Here is an 18,435-nt window from a genome sequence, read left to right on the forward strand (position 1 = left end):
CGGCATGCTAGTTGTATCACGCCTTCTGCTTTCTGGTCTTATCCGCCACTTTCGCAGAAATCCCGCATTCTGCGGCGGCTGAGAATTGTCGTCGGATGGCGTGACACGAACCACCGTGCAGGAATGGCTTCCACACCAGAGATGGGGACCTCTGTGTGGTCCGTGCCTTCCTTAAGGAAAGGCCTGGCTGGATGATCTGTCAACCTTACCAATGTGGCCGCGCGAGGCCTTGGACAGCGCGACAAAGGAATGTAGCACTCTCAGGTTTCAAGCAGTCACCGCCCGGATATCGGTTTATGAGGACACGGGTGGCAGGCGCTTCTTCGCACTCTCAATCATCCATTCAACCACCGTCAATGGAAGCCCTTGGATCAGGCTGCCAAAGGTCATGCGCCCATCCTCATCGTGGCGGTCAATACAAGCAACCATTTTGTCTTTTGAGTTCCAGAGCTCCAGACACATCGTGTCATCCACGATGTTACTAAAGATTATAACTCGATATGTTTCTCCGTCTATTTCTACCGTTTCATCCATAGAACATATACTCATCGAATGGCCGTAACCGGAGCAATTCTAACCGTCTACCATTCCCAGAAATTCCGAAACCTGCGACACCTCTTGCGACTAACATATGTGACGTAGCCGGTCTTAGGAATTGCGCGACACCTATGTACCGGAGAGGACTTGTACGAAATGACCATCGGCCGTTTCAATAGCAGGGGCAAAATCCGGCTCTACCGTGGAGTAAAAAATAAGCCCCACGAAGATGCGGCCGTCGCGATAATAGCTCTCGTCCGACACCTCGATCTCCCCCGGCTGGAGGATCGCCCACACTTCGCTATCCTCGGCCTCCTCTGAAAAAGGCAAAGGAGCCTCTCTATGAAGTTCTGCCATGGGCTGGGTCGCTTGCTGCCGAAGCAAGGAAGCATTCGCTGCAACAGCAGTCATCGCCGCCGTTTGTCGCTCCGATGGTCCACTCCGTCCCGCCCGCACGACAATTGAGAACGGTTGGTCGAAGCCGGGAAGCGTCACGCCGCCCAGCCAAAACTCGGCGCCATATTCCTTGCCGTAACGAAGACGGCCGAACGGCGTACGGTCAATGTCCGCCACATCTGTCATCAAAGCCTCGATCAGTAGCGTCTTCGTCGCAAAAGTCCCAATTAAAGCGAGACTTTTGCATCTGTTTTTTGCCGCGTCGCAAAATAGCGATTTTTACAACGGCGAGAAACCCTCGTTCCGCTTCACCGGCACAGCACCGCCGAGTCTGTAAGGAGCCCATGACGCGAAGTGCAGCCCACCTGCAGACCGGTGCGGGCAACTCCTTTATGAATCGAGGATATCAAACTCGTTATGGGAACGCTTTCTCCACGCGGCGGGATCGGCAACCCATCGACTGATCTCGGATTCATGCCAACCCGCCCCGTTGATGCTGATCTTGATCCGGGGCGGAAAGGTCCCTTCGGCGATCTTGCGATAAATCGTGGACCGGGACAGCCCGGTTCGCGACCGTACGGTCTTCATGCGAATGATGCGGTCTGGCTCGCGCATGACAGGCTGCCTCCTGCTGGCTGTTTCTGACTGGTGTTGGGACTACACAGAACAGGTAGTCACGGGCGCGCAAGATCGTTTTCCGCTTCGTCGTACCGTGGCGAGGAGACGGCGGCAGATCGGATGAGTCAAATGCCGATATCCAGTCCTCGCTCCCTGCCGAGGCCATGGCTGAAGGCGAGTTCCACACCGAGACGGCGGCCTGAGTCGAACCCGACATCGATACCGAGCTCCCGCTTGCGGTTGGCGAGAAGGGATTCCAATTGTGGATCACGCTCCAGGCCCCAGGCCATGTTGCCCATGGCGGCGCGTGTGGCCTGGTAACCGGACATGTCGCCCGCCTGATACTGGCGCTGGCTGGTCTGGTCGAGCTTGTGCCAGCGCTCCACGAAGCGATCAGCAGCACGGTTCGGATCGGTGCGGATCTCCGTCTCGAGTTGGAGGGCGCGAATGGCGCGCCCGAGCTTGCCGTCGGCCGCCTCGCGGGCAAGACCCGTATCCTTGAGATAGGCCGCCTCGGCATCGCGCCAGCCATAGGGCCTCACCTTCTCAAAGGCATCGCGCGCATCCTTCAGCTCGCGCCTCTGCTCGGGGCTGGCCTTGCCGCCGATTTCCTGCTCGGCGAAGATGGCATCCACCGCGCGGGCATGGCGCAGCAGAGCCCGCGTGCGGGTTTTGCGCAACGCCTCCTCGGGATCTTCGACAGCTTGCTTTTCGGGTACCGAGGGTTCGGGCCGTACCTCTGTCCGGACTCTTCCAGCTTCCCGTTCCGGCCCCTGCCCTGCTTCTCTGCTGGGTGGACCATCCGCTGACGAGCGCCACCCATCGAGCAACTGATCGATCCGATCGCGCAGTTTCTCCGGCACGACTTTTCGCACGATCTCGGCGACGCGCTCGCGGAAGCTGATGCCGCGCCGCTCGGCATAATCCTGCGCCGGATCCCGTTGCTCGTAGTCCGACGCCATGTCCTTGGATCGATCGCGCGACAGGGTTCGGACCAGTCGATCTCGATCAGCGAAGTCGTCGCGGCCGTAATGCAGTTCCATGACGTCGCGGTGGCGCGACAGGGCGACATAGCTGCCATGGGCATCCAGACCTGGTGTTGCCAGCACATGGGTGTGGTCCACCGTCATGCCCTGGGCCTTGTGGATCGTCGCGGCATAGCCATGGTCGATGCGGTCATAGTCCTTGAGATCGAAGACAACGGATCGGCCGTCGTCGGTGCGCACCGACATGGATTGCTGACTGACTTTCTCGATTGTGCCGAGCGTACCGTTCTTCACGCCCAGGCTGCGTTCATTGCGCAGGAACATGATGCGGTCGCCGCTGGCGAAGCTGCGCTCGCCGCGCTCGACCGTGAGCTGCACGTCATCGCCGAGATCACCGGCAACTCGAAGCCGATCGCGGGCCGCCTCGTTGAGGGCGCGCACCTCTGCATTGGTGTGGGTGAGGATGATGCGGCTGGCATCGGGTGAGGTCTGCCGGTCGCGATCCCAGCGTTCAATCAGATCCTCGCGGGCCTGCTCCCGGGTCTCAGCGGCATGCACCCTGTCATGGGCGCTATAGGCGTGGATGGCTCCACCGATCCAGCCGCTCGCCAGATCCCGCGTGGCATCCCGCTGCCAGTCCTCGCGCTGGCGGCGCACCTCGCCGATCTCGGCGCCGCCATGCCGATCGTGCAGCGAGCGGAAGGCAGCGCCCGCCTCGATCGCCTGCAGCTGCTGCGGATCGCCGACCAGCACGACTTTCGCACCCGCCTCGGCGGCATGGGAGAGCACGCGCTCCAGTTGGCGTGTGCCGACCATGCCGGTCTCATCGATCACCAGGACATCACGCAAGGTGAGCAGATCCCTGCCCTGCCCCCAGCCATGTTCCATGCTGGCGATGGTGCGCGAGGCAATGCCCGATCCGCTCTCGAGGTTTTCCGCCGCGATGCCGGACAAGGCAACGCCACGGACCTCGTAGCCAGCTGCCGCCCAGGCCTGTCGTGCCACGCCCAGCATGGCGCTCTTGCCGGTGCCGGCATAGCCGACCACGATGCCAAGATCCCGTCCGTCGGTGATATGCGCCAGTGCATCGGCCTGCTCGCTCGACAGGAGCAGACCGCGGTCTGCTGCTCGTGCCAGAGCCGCATCCCGATCTGCGTCATCGACCGCATGGCGTTGTCGCTCCGCCATCAATTCGGCGGCGCGGTGTAGGCGCTGTTCGGCTTCGATCATCGAGCGGGTGGTGAAGCGATCCTCGCCTCGTCCGTCCTGGCCGAGTTCGATCACATCAGGGGCGCCGCGCATCGCACCCATCACCTCATTGAACTGGTCGAGACCGTCGCTGTGGCGATGGGCGAACATTGCCATGTCGCGTTGCGTGAAGGTGGATTGCTGATGGGTGATGGCGTCCAAGGCGAGGGAGGGATCGGCAATGATGCGCTCGCCATTGCCGCGCGCAATCTCGCGGTGCAGTTCGGCACGATCGGCAGCGGCTCCAGGATCCTCGACACCAAGCTCCTCGATGCCTTCACGCTCGATGCGTTGCGCTGGCGCGCCGATCTGGCTTTGCGGTTCCAAGGCGATGCCTTGGTCTTCCAGACTGCGATGGTCGATGCGGGCGTCGATGTCGAGCTCGGCCAGGCGCTCATTGGCAAACTCGGCCCAGCGCTCGCGCCAATGCTCCACCATCTCGGTGCGGTTCCACTCTCGCACCTTCTGACCGAAGCGGGTCTCATCTCCGTTGGCCTCAACTGAGCGCATCGTCAGCATGACATGGACATGGGGCTTGAGCACGCCGTCTTCGCCGACATCCCAATGCACATTGAGATCGGCGATCATGCCGCGATCGACTAATTCGGCCTGCACGAAGTCTCGGGCAAGCTCGATGCCCTGCGCCTGGCTCAGCTCGCGCGGCAGGGCGAATTCGACTTCGCGGGCGAGCTGGGCATCCTTGCGGATCTCGAAGGCCTCGACGTCATTCCAGAGCCGCTCGCGGTCGCTCCAGGCCTCGGGGGCTCCATCGGGCAGCAGCACCTCGGAATGCACGACGCCGCGCTTGGCGGAGAAGTCGTGGCTGCGGTCGAGGCGCTCGTCGCGCAGGCGCGAGCCGGAGCGGTAGGCGGCGGAAGCCACCGCGCTGGAGCCGGCCTTGCGGCCGATGACCTTGACGTGCAGATGATAGATCGCCACCGATCAGGATGTGGCACAGTCGAGCTTACGTCGGAACGACGTATAAGCGCGCCCTCCCTCGAAAAAAATCTCGGGAGCGACTATCCGGTCCCAGCCAGTCTCGGCAACCCTGCAGCGGTTCGACAGGGGCTCGACTATCATCGCCGCATCGACATTTTGGAGGACATGATGCGCAAACCACGGAACTTCGATGCCGAATTGAAAGCCCTCGAAGATAAGGCACGGGAGCTCAAGGCCCGAAAGGTGCAGCAGCTCGGCGAACTGGTAATCGCCACCGGTGCCGACGCCCTCAGCGCCGAAGAACTCGCCGGCGCGTTGCTCCTTCTGACCGAGACGAAAGACGCCAGCAGGAGAGAGGTGTGCGCGAGGCGCGGCGCCATGTTTTTCCAGGGGCGAGCACGGCGATCTGTGCCGGCGGCTGATCGCGATACGAACAGCACTCCGACGCAACCAGATCGACCGCAACCGACATCAGGCGGCGCGGGCGCGGCATGACATGCGGACGTGGCAAGTCGAACGCCGCAAACGTACGCGCCATCTGATCGAACTCGGTGGTCTTGTCGTTAAGGCAGGCGTCGTGGACCTGACCGGCGATGATCGCACCATGATCTACGGCGCGCTGCTCTGGATGGCGGACAAGCTCAAGAGCGAACAAGGTGAGCAGGCGCGAGCGCTGTGGGTCGCTAAAGGAAAGCGGGCGTTCGGACAGAATTGAAGAGGATCCGCAATCGCCTGGCAAGTCAACACTTCACGCAGTTAGAGCGTGCCATGCCCATTAGCATCACCTGCATGCATCTACTGGATGGCGGGAATGAGGGGCTCGGTCACTACATTCTTGCTGCAGGCATGATTGACAATGGAAATGATAAGGACCCGGACAGGTCGACACGCCCGGGTGCAATTCTACATCTAGGCCGTGTCAGTCCGAAGCTACGATCCAGCCAACCCGCCAAACGAAAACCATGCGTCGTGACAGTCGAGATCGATTGTCGCATAACTCAGGCACAAGACACGACAAGGCGAGGAACCACTACGTAGAGGGGCCGTGATCGCTAGCTGACACCAAAAGTCGGCCCCAGGGAATAATGCAATTGGTACAGGAGCATAAACACCTCATGACCGAGGCGACTGTGGGGCTGCTGCGAAACTTCCTCGATGACGAGAACCAAGCCTTCTCCGAGCGGCGTCAAGGCCAATTCTGGCCTTCAAATCACTACCAAATAAGTCCGCTGGCGACTAAGGTGTCCGGACTGCTCGATCCGAGCGAGCGAACGGAATTCTATTTCCATTTCATGCGTGTGACCGGGGGGGTGCCGTCGGTCGATGACAAGGAAATGTCGCTGCTGCTCGACGCTTACAAGCGCATTCTGCCGTTTCTCGATCTGGGTGGCATCATTCAGATGAGCCGGCGGCACACGTTGTTGTTTGTGTTTGGCTTCGATGACACCGGCGTTTTGCCCAGCGGCGAGGCGATTTCAGCAAAGGCGCTGAAAGCGCGCCTCAAGCTTATCGCGCAGGTTGACAACTATACGACCCAGCCAGCTCAACGCGAAAAGAAGGCTAGGTTTGTTCCATTTGCCGACCAGGCGGGGCGCATTCTCGAAACCTTCCGGCATCTCGGCTATCGTCATGATCGACGCTATGGCGAAGACCTCTATGACGTCACCAATCTCAGTTTTTGGGGCATGGTCTTCATCGGTCTGCTCAACAAATCAACCCGCGCCGATCTCGTCGCCGACATGGTCGAGGGGAAATATGACCTCATGCAGCAGGACGAGCAGATCGCGATGCTACACCGCTATGTCGAGGCGGCCCTGCCCGATGTCGATTCCGACGAGGAGCGTTTCCGCGCCTTGGCCCTACGCCTCAGGCACATCGAGCATGCACGGCGCAACGCCACCGAATCCGTCGCCCTAGCGCAAAGGCTGGGTCTGCCATTCGACGCGGAAGAGGACTGGGATATCCATATCTCGATCCCCTTACGAGGCAGTGATGGCCCTGCTCTGATCGCCAAAGACGCCGTGCGGCTGCATATCAGGCCCAATCCGGATTGGCAGTGGGATCTCAGTGCGCGGGTGTCCGAGCGGGGCAGATATTCAGAGAGCGAGAAAAAGAGCTTTCAAAACGATCTGGACTTCCCAGTGCTTGGATCAGGAAATCTGTATGCATTCCCGGCATGGCTGAAGCAGGTGCGGGGCAAGAGCGGTCTGGATTTCGATGTTGAGGCCGCCGACATTCGCGTCGGTCGCAAGCGCGCAGCGGCAAAGCTCATCGCGCAATGGCTGGCGAGTTGAAATCGCTCGAATTTGGCCCTGCCGGCCCTAAGCTGGTGCGATTTGGACAAGTCGGCGAATAGAAACACCAAAGCGAGTGAGAACGACTCGATGTTCAAAGTGCCTTATTTCGACGACGCTGGAATCGAGACGATCGAGGAGGTGACCGACGAAGGCGCGATCGCTGCGTTTTCTGCGTTTGTGGAGCTCACTCCGGCAAACCGTGTCGCCGATGCACGCCATGTCTTCGCCTACTACAAGGACTATCGCCAGGCAGTAGGCGGCGAGGATTGGCTGGACGACGAAATGGGTGTCCCTGAAACGCCGGCCGATATTTGGAAATATGTTACGCCCAGCGATCAGATTGACGTGACGAAGGGCCACGAGGGTGACCAGAACTGGTATGTGGTCATGGAGGCCAATTGCGGCTGGGAAGAAGAGCACGGCCTCATGCTGGTTTGGCGCAATGGCACCACCCTCTCCAAGGTTGGCGGCTATGACGGGCATTTGACCAACAGCCATGCCTATGCCGACGACAACCTGGCCGAGGTTGTCTATGCGGCCTCGGACCCATCATTCACAACCCGCCTCAACGAGTTGCCTTGAACAAGACACGCCGGACTTCGATGCGTCCGTCAGCAGCCAACTATCTGACGGCAATCACGGGTAAAATCCGATCGTGGCGTCTTGCAGGACGTGCGTTAGATCTTCACCAATAGCAAACGTCGGTTTTGGCCAAAACCTGCCGAGGTTTTAGCCGACCCGCTACTACTCTACGGCGGCTACCTGGACCTTTGAGCGCCAAGTACCAACATTGTGACGCGTACGGTCGAAGGTCCGAAATGGGGCCGCAGGCCGACCGTCCGCAAACGTGTGTCGAGGGTTGAATAGCTGCCGTAAAGTGGCTGAGACCTCGACGGCGCTTTCGCGCACAGGTCGGAGCCTACATTGTCGCTGCGCCCAGGCGATTTGCGACACCTTGACGATCCCGATTTGGTCGCCAGCAACGTCTGTCTTAGGCGAATTGACCGCTCCCTGAAGCATATCCGCTATCTCTGCAGAATGCAGATTCTCAAGCGGTATGAAAACACCCACAGAAGACTTTCCTCTCGCGGTCCCCTGCGATACCTTCCGGGCAGCTGATATTCAGAAGGTAAGGTCAATATAGCGAGGCCGAATGCTGTACGCTTGGGTAGATGGAGTAAAACGTCCGCCGATAGCCAAGGGTGAAAGCACGACATGCCGGGATTGCGGTGGCGGGCTGACTTCCGTCATGCCCGTCGAGAACGTGAGGCACTGGAGGCACAAGGCTGGCGATTGCGACCCGTGGAGCGAGCCAGAAGGCCATTGGCATCTCGGCTGGAAGGAGATGTTCCCCGAGGAATGCCGAGAAATCAGCTTCTATGATGAGAGGGCCGGCGAGTGGCACCGCGCTGACGTACTATGCGGTGCCGGTACGCCAAAGGCGACGGTGTTGGAGCTGCAGCATTCCAGCATTAGCGAGCAGGAGCGCATTGAGCGGGAGGCCTTCTATAGCCAGCGGCACCGCATGTTCTGGCTGGTGCATCTACACGACGAGAAGAGCTTTACCGGCACTAGCTTCCGCCTATCGCTGGGGCTCGGCGCGCGCTCTGAGACGGTTGACGGCCACATCTTTGAAATCGCGCATTTCGCGTCGCGCAGTAGCCAATTTATCGAAAAATGGAAGCGATCAGCTGCACACGTCTTCTTCGATTACCAGGGCTATATTTTCTTCCTCGCTGGCGAAGCAGTTTCAAGACGAGCCAACGGCGGTCGGCCCCTGGAAAAAGGATATTTCGCCTATTGCCGATTGAAGCGGGAAGAGTTTATTCGCGCTGTCCATTGGGAAGGCTGACTATGACTGGCAATGTCCGCGTGAATATGAATGGAGGAATCGACGCCTATATGGCTGCGGCCAATGAAACGACGGCCGAACTGCTGGCGTCCGATGATGTGATGATCTCCGTGTTGCGCGACTATGACGCCTACTTCCGCGAAGGGTTATGGCGCCAGCACCAGCCCCCCGCGCTGCCCCTCGTCTTGTACATAAACGCCTATCAGCTCTTCCTCGCCAGCGTACGAATTGCTTTGAGTGGGCATCCTGCGGCCGTGTTTTCGCTGCTCCGCACCGCCCTCGAAAACGCGGCCTATGGCGGACTTATCGCGCGGCGTCCCGAACTGCAGGACGTTTGGAGGCAACGGCATCGTGGTGAGGCCGAGAAGAAGGCCTGCCGCAAGGCTTTCACGTTTGAGAAAGCAATCATGCCGCTGAAGGAGCGCGCGCCCGATATTTATGACCTGGCTATCCTCGGCTACGAGGGGGCGATCGACTATGGAGCCCATCCGAACATCAAGGGTGTATTCAGCCATGTGAGGCTAAGCGATCAACGCGATGACGGCTTTACAGCTGTCAGCCACACCAGCCTTTACGGCACCACCCATATCGAAACGATCCGCGGACTATGCGCCTGCCTCGATTTTGGCTTTGCCATCATTTGCATCATCGCCTTGTCATTCCCGGAAGTCAGCGACGAACTGCTGGCAGACTTGAATCACCTCAATGAGGCGAAGAATGCCGCAACCGAACCCTACAGCTCTGACCCCGAATAATCTCAAGCGCGGCGCTCCTCCTGCGGGGTAGGTTTTGCATGGGGAGTGAGCTGCCAGCTAGGTCTGCAAGCGACCCGAAGGGGCCGTTCCGGTCAGCTCCCACTGCCGCCGTTAGGAGATGGGCCATCAGGTTTCCGGAGGGTTGACTGGTGTTGAGAAAGGCGCGTGGCCTCCTGAACGGCGATATTGGGGGCACGTTCCAGAATGGTGCTCCACGAATTGTGGCGAGACCACGAGACGACGTTCAGATTTCGGTTGTCTTGGCCAGGGTTAATGGGACTGTCAGGAATTTCGTGTGCGGGCTGGCATAATGGGTAGAAGGGAGACCCAGTATGTCACGACGGAAAGACCCGGCGATACCGAAGGAGCTTCTCGATCAGTTGCCGACAGGCACTGACTCTGCGGCGGCGCTGAACCAAGGCGGCTTGCTGGACATGCTGAAGAAGGCGTTGGCGGAACGGGCGCTCAACGCCGAGATGGACCATCATCTCGAGCAGGAGGCGCAGGGCCACAACAGCCGCAACGGCTACGGCCGCAAGACGGTGACGACCGAGCCGGGACGGATCGAAATCGAGGTGCCGCGCGAGCAGACTTGCTCTTGTGTCGGCTGTAGCCTCGAATCGAACAGGTCGGCCTGTCTTCTGCTGGATCACCATCGATTGATTACGTATCGCCGGACCGGAAACAAGCGACCCGATCTTCATTTTCACGAGATCGCAACCGCGAAGCTTGCTGTCGATCGCAGGATCAAACAACGCTCGGTCGCGCATCCTACGTTCGTGATCGAGGAAAAACCAGATCAGCCAGATCTGCTTGACTTTGAGAGCACGTTTGACGCCAACCTGCTTACCTGCATTCCAAGCTGGCCGGCCTCTAGCAGCCGGATCATACTGTGAAATACCCGTAACACTTCTCCCATTGGCCAACATGGCCAATGAAGAGATAGTGCGGGTGCAAAACAGATCGACAGCTGTTGGGATGATGTGGTGAACGACGCAAACATCGACAATGATTTCATCGCATTTGAAGCAACGCCTGACCGATTGGAGGAGCTTGCCCGGTCGCAACTGCAACATGTCATTGACGCTCACCGACGCGGGTTGCGCGTCTATCAAAGCCTCAAGAGTTTGAACGATGTCATCGGGACCGAATATGGCGACCGCGTTCTCTATGAGCTGATCCAGAATGCTCATGACGCGCATAGCGCAGGTGACCTCGGGTATATCGAAATACACCTGAAGATTGAGGGTGATGGGTCGGGCGTGCTCCTGGTCGCGAACAGGGGCAGGGGCTTTACGTCTTCCAACTTTGACGCCGTGCGCAATATCGGGACCAGCGATAAGGAAGTCGGTGAAGGCATCGGGAACAAAGGGCTGGGCTTCCGCAGCGTTGAGGCCCTAACCGATGACGTGCATATCTATTCCAGGCAGACGGCCGGGCCATCGGACCAATTCGACGGCTTTTGCTTTCGCTTCGCCACGGATCGCGAAGTCGTGGAGCGGTTGAGAGACCTGGCCGTGCCGGAAGACGCGACTTCGGCAATTGCAGGATCCATTCCGCGCTATCTGATCGCGGTGCCGATTGACGGCCAACCTGATGACGTCAAAAGATTTGCGCGAGAAGGGTTTGCGACCGTCATCGTGCTTCCACTGTCATCTGCAGAGGCAGTTGCTTTGGCACGGCAGCAGATGGACGATCTCTTATCGCTGGACGCGCCACTGCTTCTCTTTCTGGAGCGCGTGCATAAACTTCGCATCGTCATCCAACAGGCCGGCTGCCCGCCAAGGGATGTGACGCTCGGCCGTGAATCAACCCATTTGGCGATGGTTCCCGGTCTGCCGACATGCGAACTGGAACGCATCAAGCTCACCAATGCGACGGAATCGTTTCTGGTTGCCCGCAGGGTCTTGCCCAAGACAGAAGTCCTGCAAGCAGTTGAAACCAGTATTGGCGCAGCGCCCCAACTCAAGCGGTGGCTTGCCTGGAAGGGAGACGCCGTCATTTCGGTGGCAGTTCCCATGTCAGGCGCAATGGTTGCTAGGCCGCGCATGTTCAACTTCCTGCCGATGGGCGAGCATGAGGTTGCACCCTTTGCGGGATATCTGGACGCGCCATTTTTCGCCGATATCGATAGGCGCTCGATCAAGGCCGACCTCCCTCTGAACCACTACCTGTTGAAGCAGGCCGCACAAACCTGCGCCGCGGCCGCGAAGACGATTGCCGAAGATTTTCGGGATTTGTCTCCCGGGTGCGTCGTGGACTTAGCCGCATGGGGGCCCCCACATACGGGCCTGATCAAAGTGGGCTTCGAGGCGATTGGAGCGCCTTTGGGACCGGCCAAAATCTGGCCGATAGAGATGGGAGGCGGCGAGTCTCGGGCAAGTTTCGACACCCTCTATGAGTGGCCGATTTGCCAGACGCGTTGGGTCAAGCCACGCCGACTTTCCCGTATTGCGGGCGCTCATCTTCTCGATGCGAACCTTGGCAAGGAGCGCGTCTCACGTATTCGAGCGATCGCTACTTCCCTGGGCCTTCCAGTTTCAGTTACCGCAGACGCACTTCGTCCTTGGCTGATAAAGCTGGCCAAGGATCTGGCACTGCAAAAAGATAGAAAATCGTCGGCGTGGTCCGACTTTTACAATGATCTCGTAGCACTTTTCCAAGCTCTTTCCCTGGACCTGAAGTTGCTTGAGGGCCAATCGATCATGATCGGGTCGGCAGGCAAGTTGCTGCCGGCTCGCGCAAAGGGCGAAGACGATAGTCGCCCGATCTTCTACAGGCCACCGGGGGGCAAGCGAAGATCGGGCAGCGGTGTCCCGCCGCTTCCTCCATCCTCACTCTCCAGGCGCTGGCGCTTTCTCCGCGAGGGTGTCCATCTCAACGAAACGACACTTGCAGCGCTCGAGCGCGCCGAGCTAATCAGGCGCTTCGATGCGCTTGAAGTGCTGGAGGATCTGGCTGGTGCGTTGGGTCCCAAGCCGACCGAAAACCAGCTGGTTGAAGCGCTAAGTTGGGCTTTTCGGGTATGGAAGGTTTCACCCTCCATTCTCGAACAGGCGGCAAAGACGATTTCCATCTCTGTGCCAACGATTGGGGGTTGGGTCGCTTCGGCGGACGCCGCATTTCCGAGCTCATGGAAAATTCAGCAAAGAGGTCTCGAAGACTACCTGCTTGAAGCGGCCGCCCATTCGCCGGATTGCAAAATTGCCGCAGGACGGTTTCTCGTGGCCTATGACAAATGGCCATGTCTGACGAACAACGATCGCAAGTCGGACTGGATACATTTCCTGGAAAATCTCAACGTCACCGTCGGGCTGCGTCCCCTTGCCGCTGAAATTCCGCTTGAAGGACTTCCTAGCTGGATCTGGCACAACCTGATGCGACAGGGAAAGGCGAGCGAAGGGCTTGGCGTCGACTGGGTTGCGGCTGCAAATTCCAAGGCATTCGAGAACCCGCAAACAAATTATGTGCGCCGCGGAGAGGCCTGGCGCTTACCAGGACAGATCGAACACGGGCGATTATCGATTGAAGCGCAGACGGGCCTATCAGGCCTCATCCTGGAATACCTTGCTGCGAACGACGATAGCCAGTTTGCCTTCAAGATCCGTCACTACAGAGGGTACAACGAAATCGAGTTGCCAACGCCTCTTGCTGTTTTCTTGCGACAGGGCAATTGGGTCGCGAGCAGCCTCAAGGAAGAAACCGTTCTTCGAAGCCCCCGAAATTCGTGGTCAAGCCTTACTCCGCGCGATCTGCCGCCCCGCTTCATTGGCCGCACAATCCACGAAGGCTTGGCGAAAGGCCCTCCGCCTCTTCTTTTTGACGAGCGTATCGGTGTGCGCGACTGGTCGCGCAAGGAGACCGCAGTTGCGCGATTGATGGCATTGGCAGATGCCCTGCCTGACCTGTCCTCCGCCGAGAGACGGGTGTTTCGGGATCAATTGCGCCGCGCCTGGGAGGATGCCCTTTCGGTCGAGGCCTCGCTGCCGACCAACCTTACGCTCGTTGTCGAGCGCCGCTCCGAGCTCCAGCCCCTCCAGGGTGACACCTCCGAGCCACCAACGCTTTTTGTGACGTCGGAACGCGAAAGCTTCGCTTCGAGAGCTCTCAACGATCAGGGCGAGGCAGTACTATTTGTCGGAGAGGATGACGCCGGTAGAATCTGCACAATGCTCACAGATCACGGCGCTTTTGATGCGCGCCTTGCCAGTGATGTCAAGCTGCTGGTTGACGGCTTACCATTCGCGCACAACGAAACGGACCCTCTTCTGATCTCGTTGAACCTAGGTTGGCTGATTGACGCCGCGATCCTGGCACATGAGCACCTGGGAGACCCACTAGAGAGGCGCACACTTGGCGCGGACGCTATTGAGCGCATGCTGCGGCAGGTTCGGATACGTCGATGCGATCGTTTCGGCTTGATGGTGGCAGGCACCGAACTTTCCGCAGCCATCACGGAGCGTGTCTATCAGGTCCAGGATCCGCATCGGCCAACGCTGATCATCGCCGGTAATGCCGACTTTGATTTTGATTTGCTGATCGATGCTGCGCCTGCCTTGGCAAAATTGATCGGCGCGCGTTCCAACTTCCTCGAGACGATTCTGCTCAAACTCAGACGCGACCGCATCGACAACGGCGTTTCCAGACCGAGTGACCAGGAATTCGCGCGGGCAATTCGACGAGACGTTTCGGTCGTGCGCGAATATTTTGCGTCGGCCAGCGACGTCTATCGCAGGAAGGTTGACCTGATTCTGCCTGCCGTTGCGTGTCTGCTGAGCGCGGAGGCGGCAAGTCAGCTCGCAGACATCAGTCGGTCGGGCGCCCCAAATGCCGAGATTTCTGCGTGGCTTATACGCACACTTGGCGAGATCATGGGCAACAGGCTGCTAGAATCCGTTGACACCGCCGACGATCACCGTTCCATCCGAAGACAGCTGGACATTGATTACGCACGATACAACAACGCTCTAATTGAATTGGGTTATACGCCGCTAGCAAGCGACGCGGAGTTCCAAAGATTGTTCGAGGTCTATTTGAACGATGCCAGACCTGCGCTCCGCAATCGAGTAAGACGGCGATTCCTTAAGGCCTATCAGGAAGGGCAAGATCTCGGTCTGTACATCACGATGAGAGGGCTACCATTTGCCATCTACGATCCGAACTGGGTTTTGACCCGGGAGAGCTTGGAACCGGATTTCGTTCGAAACTATCTCGACGAACAGGCAGAAGCCGCGCTTGGGCCGGATGATGAGGCGATTGCACTGCCGGAACTGTATGGCTTGAGGGAAGCCAATCGCAAAATCGTCAGTGCGAACCACGATCAACTCGCGAAGACGGTCAGAGCATGGCGGCGGAAAGACACGGGCGCTGGGGATGAGACCTTGCCGTCCGACGCGCATGTCGCTTTTAGAGCGCTTGAAAATTCCGGGCTGCTCGACTTTGCCCCGGTCGTGCCGTTTCAACTGCCCAGTCTGTACGCGTCATTGGGATTCTGGCCGCAGCGAATGCCCAAGTCGCTCGACCTCAAGACCCTTGGGCTGGAAGTCGACGATCTGAATTTTGAGGAACAGGAGGCGTGCGAGCGGAAACGTCAAGACGAGGTGAGGTCTCGATCAGTCTGGATCCACGACAAGCAGTTCGACACCGGCGACCGATCGGCATTTGCGGCTCAGTTCTCACAACTGGCAGCCGCGGAAATTTCAAAGGCGGACGATTGGTATCAGCGGAGCAGTCCGCCCCGACTAGCGTTGCAGGAAAAGCCATCCGATTCCGCTCGGCGACAGGGCGGAGGTCCCGGCGGGCCGGGACGAACCGACCAGGCGCCCGAAGCGATCCGCATAGCGATGGGCCTAGCAAGCGAGTTTCTGGCGCGCGAATATCTTAGGCGTCGCCATCCTCGGGAGATGAATGACGATTGCTGGGTTTCGACCAATCGCCTGGAATTCTGTGGCGGGAGTGAAGGCAACGACAGCCTAGGTTATGACTTCCGCGTTGTGACAGCTCGAAACGAGTGGTTGTACGAAGTCAAATCGGCACAGGACGCCGGTGGCGAGTTCGAACTGACTGCAAATGAAATCAAGGTTGCCGGTAGCGCCATGAGCGAAGGCAGGCGTCGCTACCGCATATTGTATGTCCCTTATGTCTTTGATCCGACGCGATGGCGGGTTCTGCCGCTTCAAAACCCGCTGGGCGAGAACACTCGTAACAGGTTCAAGGTCGTGCGCTCCGGTTCAGTGCGATATCACTTCGATTTTCGATAGATCGCAGCGCGCAAAGCGGTGCTCTTTTATCGTTTGCAGGTTTTGGCAAAGCAGTGCCGAGACTGCACCGTTGGTCGTCGCCGGACCGATACCGTTCTCATGCTAATTCAACTGGAAGCCGCGAATATGCTCCGGTGTTGCGGTGTCGGTCGATCGTCCGAGGAACGTGGCAAAGCGTCGAACGTGACGAACGTAATCCTGCTGCGTGTGCGAGCCCAGACCACGCAGGAACATGTCGTGCTGCATGCGCTGGCGCAGGGGTGAGACGGATATACCAGTCGACAGTAGCCATGGCGAGTTCCTCTCGTTGGAGGGAACTCCATGGTCGGGTCGGCCGCTGCCAACCGCTCAAAGGCTGTGAATACTACGCCACCTCACCGCCAGGTAACACTCCCGCGAAGCGGGTACGTGCATGGGGCGCTCAGCTGTCCTATGTGATCGGGCGCCGAGAGCAGACCATCGGCTCTTGGAGCCACTGCGAAGGTAGCTGCCGTTCAGCAACCGACCCCATTGCGGATGTAAGCCCACTGTCGATGGATCCTGGAAGCCGACATCGCAATCTAAAATCGGCAAAGGCTCTTTCTGACCTCTATGGTCTGAATGGCACCTCGGACAGCGCTACATCCGCGTCGTATCCGTGGGCCTTCATGAAAGCTTCGACACTTCGGGCGGTTAGTTCTTGGTCTGTACCTGGTCCGATTCGAATTGACCTAATAGGCAATCTAGCCTCGCTGCTGCCGATCTCAATGTACGGTACGATCTTGTTCTGCAGTACTCTAAATTGCATGTCGCTCGCGGGAATGTCCTTCTGCACGACATATCGCCACTCCCTCTCATCCCTAAAGCCAAGGTGCTTGAACTTGGGGAGCAATCGGGAGATTCTCGCCATGATATCAGCCTGTTGCTCCTCCTCATCAGAGGCGCCGAGAGCTTCTTCCAATTCGGCGATGTCTCGTAGCTCAGCTTCCAGCGCATCGCGTAGCTTCTGTGCAGTTGAAAATTTCGCATAAACTACGTGCTGTAAATGGGCGGAGTCCATCCTAAGCCTCTCGGTCAGCGCGGACTGCTCGAATGTGAGAGAGACACCTTGAACGGCTCCACCATAACCGCGCCACTGGCTTAGATTGTCATCATCGCTACAAAAACATGCAACATAACTTTGTGCTTGGAGACCTTTCTTGAGTTCATCAAAAGCGGTCTCGATGGCTGGCCCCCAAGCTCGCAATGCCTTTTCTGATGAAAGCAGCTTGATAGCTTTCTTCGAAGCGTTCAGCGCATGCGTCAGTTCAGCTTTATCGTTCAGAAATGACGCATTAGAAGCCCATAAACTCTTCGTCCTAACGATACCCTCCAAGCCGGAAAGAGTAGTATAGTGGCTCAGTTTCGTCGGCAGCTTCTGGCCTTTTAGCACCGATCTTGTCGGCGAGGTGCCCGAGGCAATTTTAACCATCATCCGCTCTCTCAATCCAAGACAAAGAACCTACTATCATCCGCCTGCGAGGAAATGCGTGGTTTCTTTCGTTCGATGACGCCAAGCTCCGAGCCTTAACCTACACCTCGGAGCGCAAAGAAGATGTAGTAGGTGACGTTGCCCCCAGGTTTTAGCCGGCTCTGAGTTCGCTCCGGTGGTTGGAGTAGCCCTTATGGGCGCTGTAAGCGACGGGAGCTGACGCGGAGCCATTGGCAGAGCGCAGCGCCAGATCCCAGCGCGGGTGGAAGGTTGCGGCAAACGCGGCCGGCGTCTGCCAACTGAGCTTCGAGTGTGGGCGAGCTCCGTTGTAGTCCGCCCACCATGTGGCCAGGGCGATCCGGGCCTGCTGCAATGTCGAGAATAGGGCCTCGTTCAAAAACTCATCGCGTAGTCGGCCGTTGAAGGACTCGATGAACGCGTTCTGCGTCGGCTTGCCGGGCGCGATGTAGTGCCACTCGACCTTGGTCTTTTCGGTCCAGGTCAGGACAGCATTGCTGGCGAGTTCGTTGCCAATGTCGTTGGTCCCGGACTTGATCCAGGATCATCGTCGGCTTTCCACGCGCATCGATAAGGTGATCGAGTTCGCGTGCGCCCCGCTGGCCGGAGAGCGAGGTGTCGGCCACCAGCGTCAGTCACTCCCGGATGCAGTCGTCGACCACGGAGAGGATGCGCAAACGGCGGCCGTCCGTCAGTCGATCGGAAACGAAGTCGAGCGATCAGCGGTCATTCGGCCGCAATGGGACCATCATCGGCGCCCGAGTTCCGACCACCCGCTTGCGTCCGCCATGACGACGCACGGTCAGCCGTTCCTCGCGGTAGATCCGGAACAGGCGTTTGTGATTGACCACGAAGCCTTCTCGCTTGAGCTCGGCGTTCTCGTCCTCCAGCGCCCGCAGTCGCTTGGCCTCGGCTACCTCCATCCGGCCGAATTTCGCTTTCCATTTGTAGATGCTGGCGTCGCTGCCCCGTGCTTGCGGCACAGATCCGCGACCGAGACGCCAGCCTCGTGCTCCTTCAAGATGCCGATGATCTGTTCTTCCGAAAAGCGGATACGCTTCATGCTCTGATCCTCATGA

13 protein-coding genes and 3 pseudogenes are annotated in these 18,435 nt (G+C 58.7%); 8 read left to right on the top strand and 8 right to left on the bottom strand.

Features of this window, described 5'->3' with window-relative positions; genetic code table 11:
* Nucleotides 1-294: 294 nt before the first annotated feature.
* From ACIGJE_RS25595 to traA, 4 genes are all read right to left on the bottom strand, one after another.
* Nucleotides 295-534: a hypothetical protein gene (locus ACIGJE_RS25595; protein WP_483679004.1), complete on the bottom strand. Its 240-nt coding sequence runs from the start codon at nucleotides 532-534 to the stop codon at nucleotides 295-297.
* 132 nt (nucleotides 535-666) lie between these two features.
* Nucleotides 667-1,119, bottom strand: a complete 453-nt coding sequence (locus ACIGJE_RS25600) for a hypothetical protein (protein ID WP_483679006.1) — start codon at nucleotides 1,117-1,119, stop codon at nucleotides 667-669.
* A gap of 204 nt (nucleotides 1,120-1,323) precedes the next feature.
* Nucleotides 1,324-1,548 carry a helix-turn-helix transcriptional regulator gene (locus ACIGJE_RS25605; protein ID WP_483679008.1) on the bottom strand — a complete coding sequence of 75 codons (225 nt, stop codon included), beginning with the start codon at nucleotides 1,546-1,548 and terminating at the stop codon, nucleotides 1,324-1,326.
* Nucleotides 1,549-1,676: 128 nt separating this feature from the next.
* The gene (traA, locus tag ACIGJE_RS25610; RefSeq protein ID WP_483679010.1) at nucleotides 1,677-4,724 is read right to left on the bottom strand and encodes a Ti-type conjugative transfer relaxase TraA; all 3,048 of its coding nucleotides are present in this window, start codon (nucleotides 4,722-4,724) and stop codon (nucleotides 1,677-1,679) included.
* Between the two features lie 168 nt (nucleotides 4,725-4,892).
* On the opposite strand from traA, the gene ACIGJE_RS25615 reads away from it, so the two are divergent.
* The 7 genes and pseudogenes from ACIGJE_RS25615 to ACIGJE_RS25645 form a co-directional block, all read left to right on the top strand.
* Nucleotides 4,893-5,219: a conjugal transfer protein TraD gene (locus tag ACIGJE_RS25615; protein WP_483680302.1), complete on the top strand. Its 327-nt coding sequence runs from the start codon at nucleotides 4,893-4,895 to the stop codon at nucleotides 5,217-5,219.
* Nucleotide 5,220: 1 nt separating this feature from the next.
* Nucleotides 5,221-5,439 carry a conjugal transfer protein TraD gene (locus ACIGJE_RS25620; RefSeq protein ID WP_483679011.1) on the top strand — a complete coding sequence of 73 codons (219 nt, stop codon included), beginning with the start codon at nucleotides 5,221-5,223 and terminating at the stop codon, nucleotides 5,437-5,439.
* A 400-nt stretch (nucleotides 5,440-5,839) separates the two neighbouring features.
* Complete coding sequence (locus tag ACIGJE_RS25625; RefSeq protein ID WP_483679013.1) at nucleotides 5,840-7,018, top strand: hypothetical protein; 1,179 nt, start codon at nucleotides 5,840-5,842, stop codon at nucleotides 7,016-7,018.
* A gap of 90 nt (nucleotides 7,019-7,108) precedes the next feature.
* Complete coding sequence (locus ACIGJE_RS25630; RefSeq protein WP_483679015.1) at nucleotides 7,109-7,603, top strand: DUF6985 domain-containing protein; 495 nt, start codon at nucleotides 7,109-7,111, stop codon at nucleotides 7,601-7,603.
* Between the two features lie 667 nt (nucleotides 7,604-8,270).
* Nucleotides 8,271-8,873 carry a competence protein CoiA family protein gene (locus ACIGJE_RS25635; RefSeq protein WP_483679017.1) on the top strand — a complete coding sequence of 201 codons (603 nt, stop codon included), beginning with the start codon at nucleotides 8,271-8,273 and terminating at the stop codon, nucleotides 8,871-8,873.
* Nucleotides 8,874-8,875: 2 nt separating this feature from the next.
* Nucleotides 8,876-9,628 carry a hypothetical protein gene (locus ACIGJE_RS25640; RefSeq protein WP_483679019.1) on the top strand — a complete coding sequence of 251 codons (753 nt, stop codon included), beginning with the start codon at nucleotides 8,876-8,878 and terminating at the stop codon, nucleotides 9,626-9,628.
* Between the two features lie 332 nt (nucleotides 9,629-9,960).
* Nucleotides 9,961-10,227 (top strand): annotated as a pseudogene (locus tag ACIGJE_RS25645) (transposase); the annotation flags it as partial.
* Here ACIGJE_RS25645 and ACIGJE_RS25650 read toward each other — a convergent pair.
* Nucleotides 10,213-10,557 (bottom strand): annotated as a pseudogene (locus ACIGJE_RS25650) (site-specific integrase); the annotation flags it as partial. The pseudogenes ACIGJE_RS25645 and ACIGJE_RS25650 sit on opposite strands and share 15 nt — an antisense overlap.
* A gap of 57 nt (nucleotides 10,558-10,614) precedes the next feature.
* On the opposite strand from ACIGJE_RS25650, the gene ACIGJE_RS25655 reads away from it, so the two are divergent.
* Nucleotides 10,615-15,888, top strand: a complete 5,274-nt coding sequence (locus tag ACIGJE_RS25655; RefSeq protein ID WP_483679020.1) for a sacsin N-terminal ATP-binding-like domain-containing protein — start codon at nucleotides 10,615-10,617, stop codon at nucleotides 15,886-15,888.
* A 102-nt stretch (nucleotides 15,889-15,990) separates the two neighbouring features.
* On the opposite strand, the gene ACIGJE_RS25660 is transcribed toward ACIGJE_RS25655, so the two are convergent.
* The 3 genes and pseudogenes from ACIGJE_RS25660 to ACIGJE_RS25670 all read right to left on the bottom strand — a co-directional run bounded on the left by ACIGJE_RS25660 (nucleotide 15,991) and on the right by ACIGJE_RS25670 (nucleotide 18,419).
* Nucleotides 15,991-16,134: a phage integrase N-terminal SAM-like domain-containing protein gene (locus ACIGJE_RS25660; RefSeq protein ID WP_483679022.1), complete on the bottom strand. Its 144-nt coding sequence runs from the start codon at nucleotides 16,132-16,134 to the stop codon at nucleotides 15,991-15,993.
* A 343-nt stretch (nucleotides 16,135-16,477) separates the two neighbouring features.
* On the bottom strand, nucleotides 16,478-17,341 hold the full coding sequence (locus ACIGJE_RS25665) for a DUF2971 domain-containing protein (RefSeq protein WP_483679024.1): 864 nt from the start codon (nucleotides 17,339-17,341) through the stop codon (nucleotides 16,478-16,480).
* 148 nt (nucleotides 17,342-17,489) lie between these two features.
* Nucleotides 17,490-18,419, bottom strand: a pseudogene (locus ACIGJE_RS25670) (IS3 family transposase).
* Nucleotides 18,420-18,435 lie beyond the last annotated feature (16 nt).

Source organism: Labrys sp. E2SS-1L, assembly GCF_057073705.1.

Coding starts and splice junctions, on each gene's coding strand:
- ACIGJE_RS25625 (WP_483679013.1), top strand. CDS start 5,840: ATGACCGAGGCGACTGTGGGGCTGCTGCGAAACTTCCTCGATGACGAG.
- ACIGJE_RS25630 (WP_483679015.1), top strand. CDS start 7,109: ATGTTCAAAGTGCCTTATTTCGACGACGCTGGAATCGAGACGATCGAG.
- ACIGJE_RS25620 (WP_483679011.1), top strand. CDS start 5,221: ATGCGGACGTGGCAAGTCGAACGCCGCAAACGTACGCGCCATCTGATC.
- ACIGJE_RS25600 (WP_483679006.1), bottom strand. CDS start 1,119: ATGACAGATGTGGCGGACATTGACCGTACGCCGTTCGGCCGTCTTCGT.
- ACIGJE_RS25640 (WP_483679019.1), top strand. CDS start 8,876: ATGACTGGCAATGTCCGCGTGAATATGAATGGAGGAATCGACGCCTAT.
- ACIGJE_RS25665 (WP_483679024.1), bottom strand. CDS start 17,341: ATGATGGTTAAAATTGCCTCGGGCACCTCGCCGACAAGATCGGTGCTA.
- ACIGJE_RS25635 (WP_483679017.1), top strand. CDS start 8,271: ATGCCCGTCGAGAACGTGAGGCACTGGAGGCACAAGGCTGGCGATTGC.
- ACIGJE_RS25595 (WP_483679004.1), bottom strand. CDS start 534: ATGGATGAAACGGTAGAAATAGACGGAGAAACATATCGAGTTATAATC.
- ACIGJE_RS25660 (WP_483679022.1), bottom strand. CDS start 16,134: ATGCAGCACGACATGTTCCTGCGTGGTCTGGGCTCGCACACGCAGCAG.
- ACIGJE_RS25605 (WP_483679008.1), bottom strand. CDS start 1,548: ATGCGCGAGCCAGACCGCATCATTCGCATGAAGACCGTACGGTCGCGA.
- ACIGJE_RS25615 (WP_483680302.1), top strand. CDS start 4,893: ATGCGCAAACCACGGAACTTCGATGCCGAATTGAAAGCCCTCGAAGAT.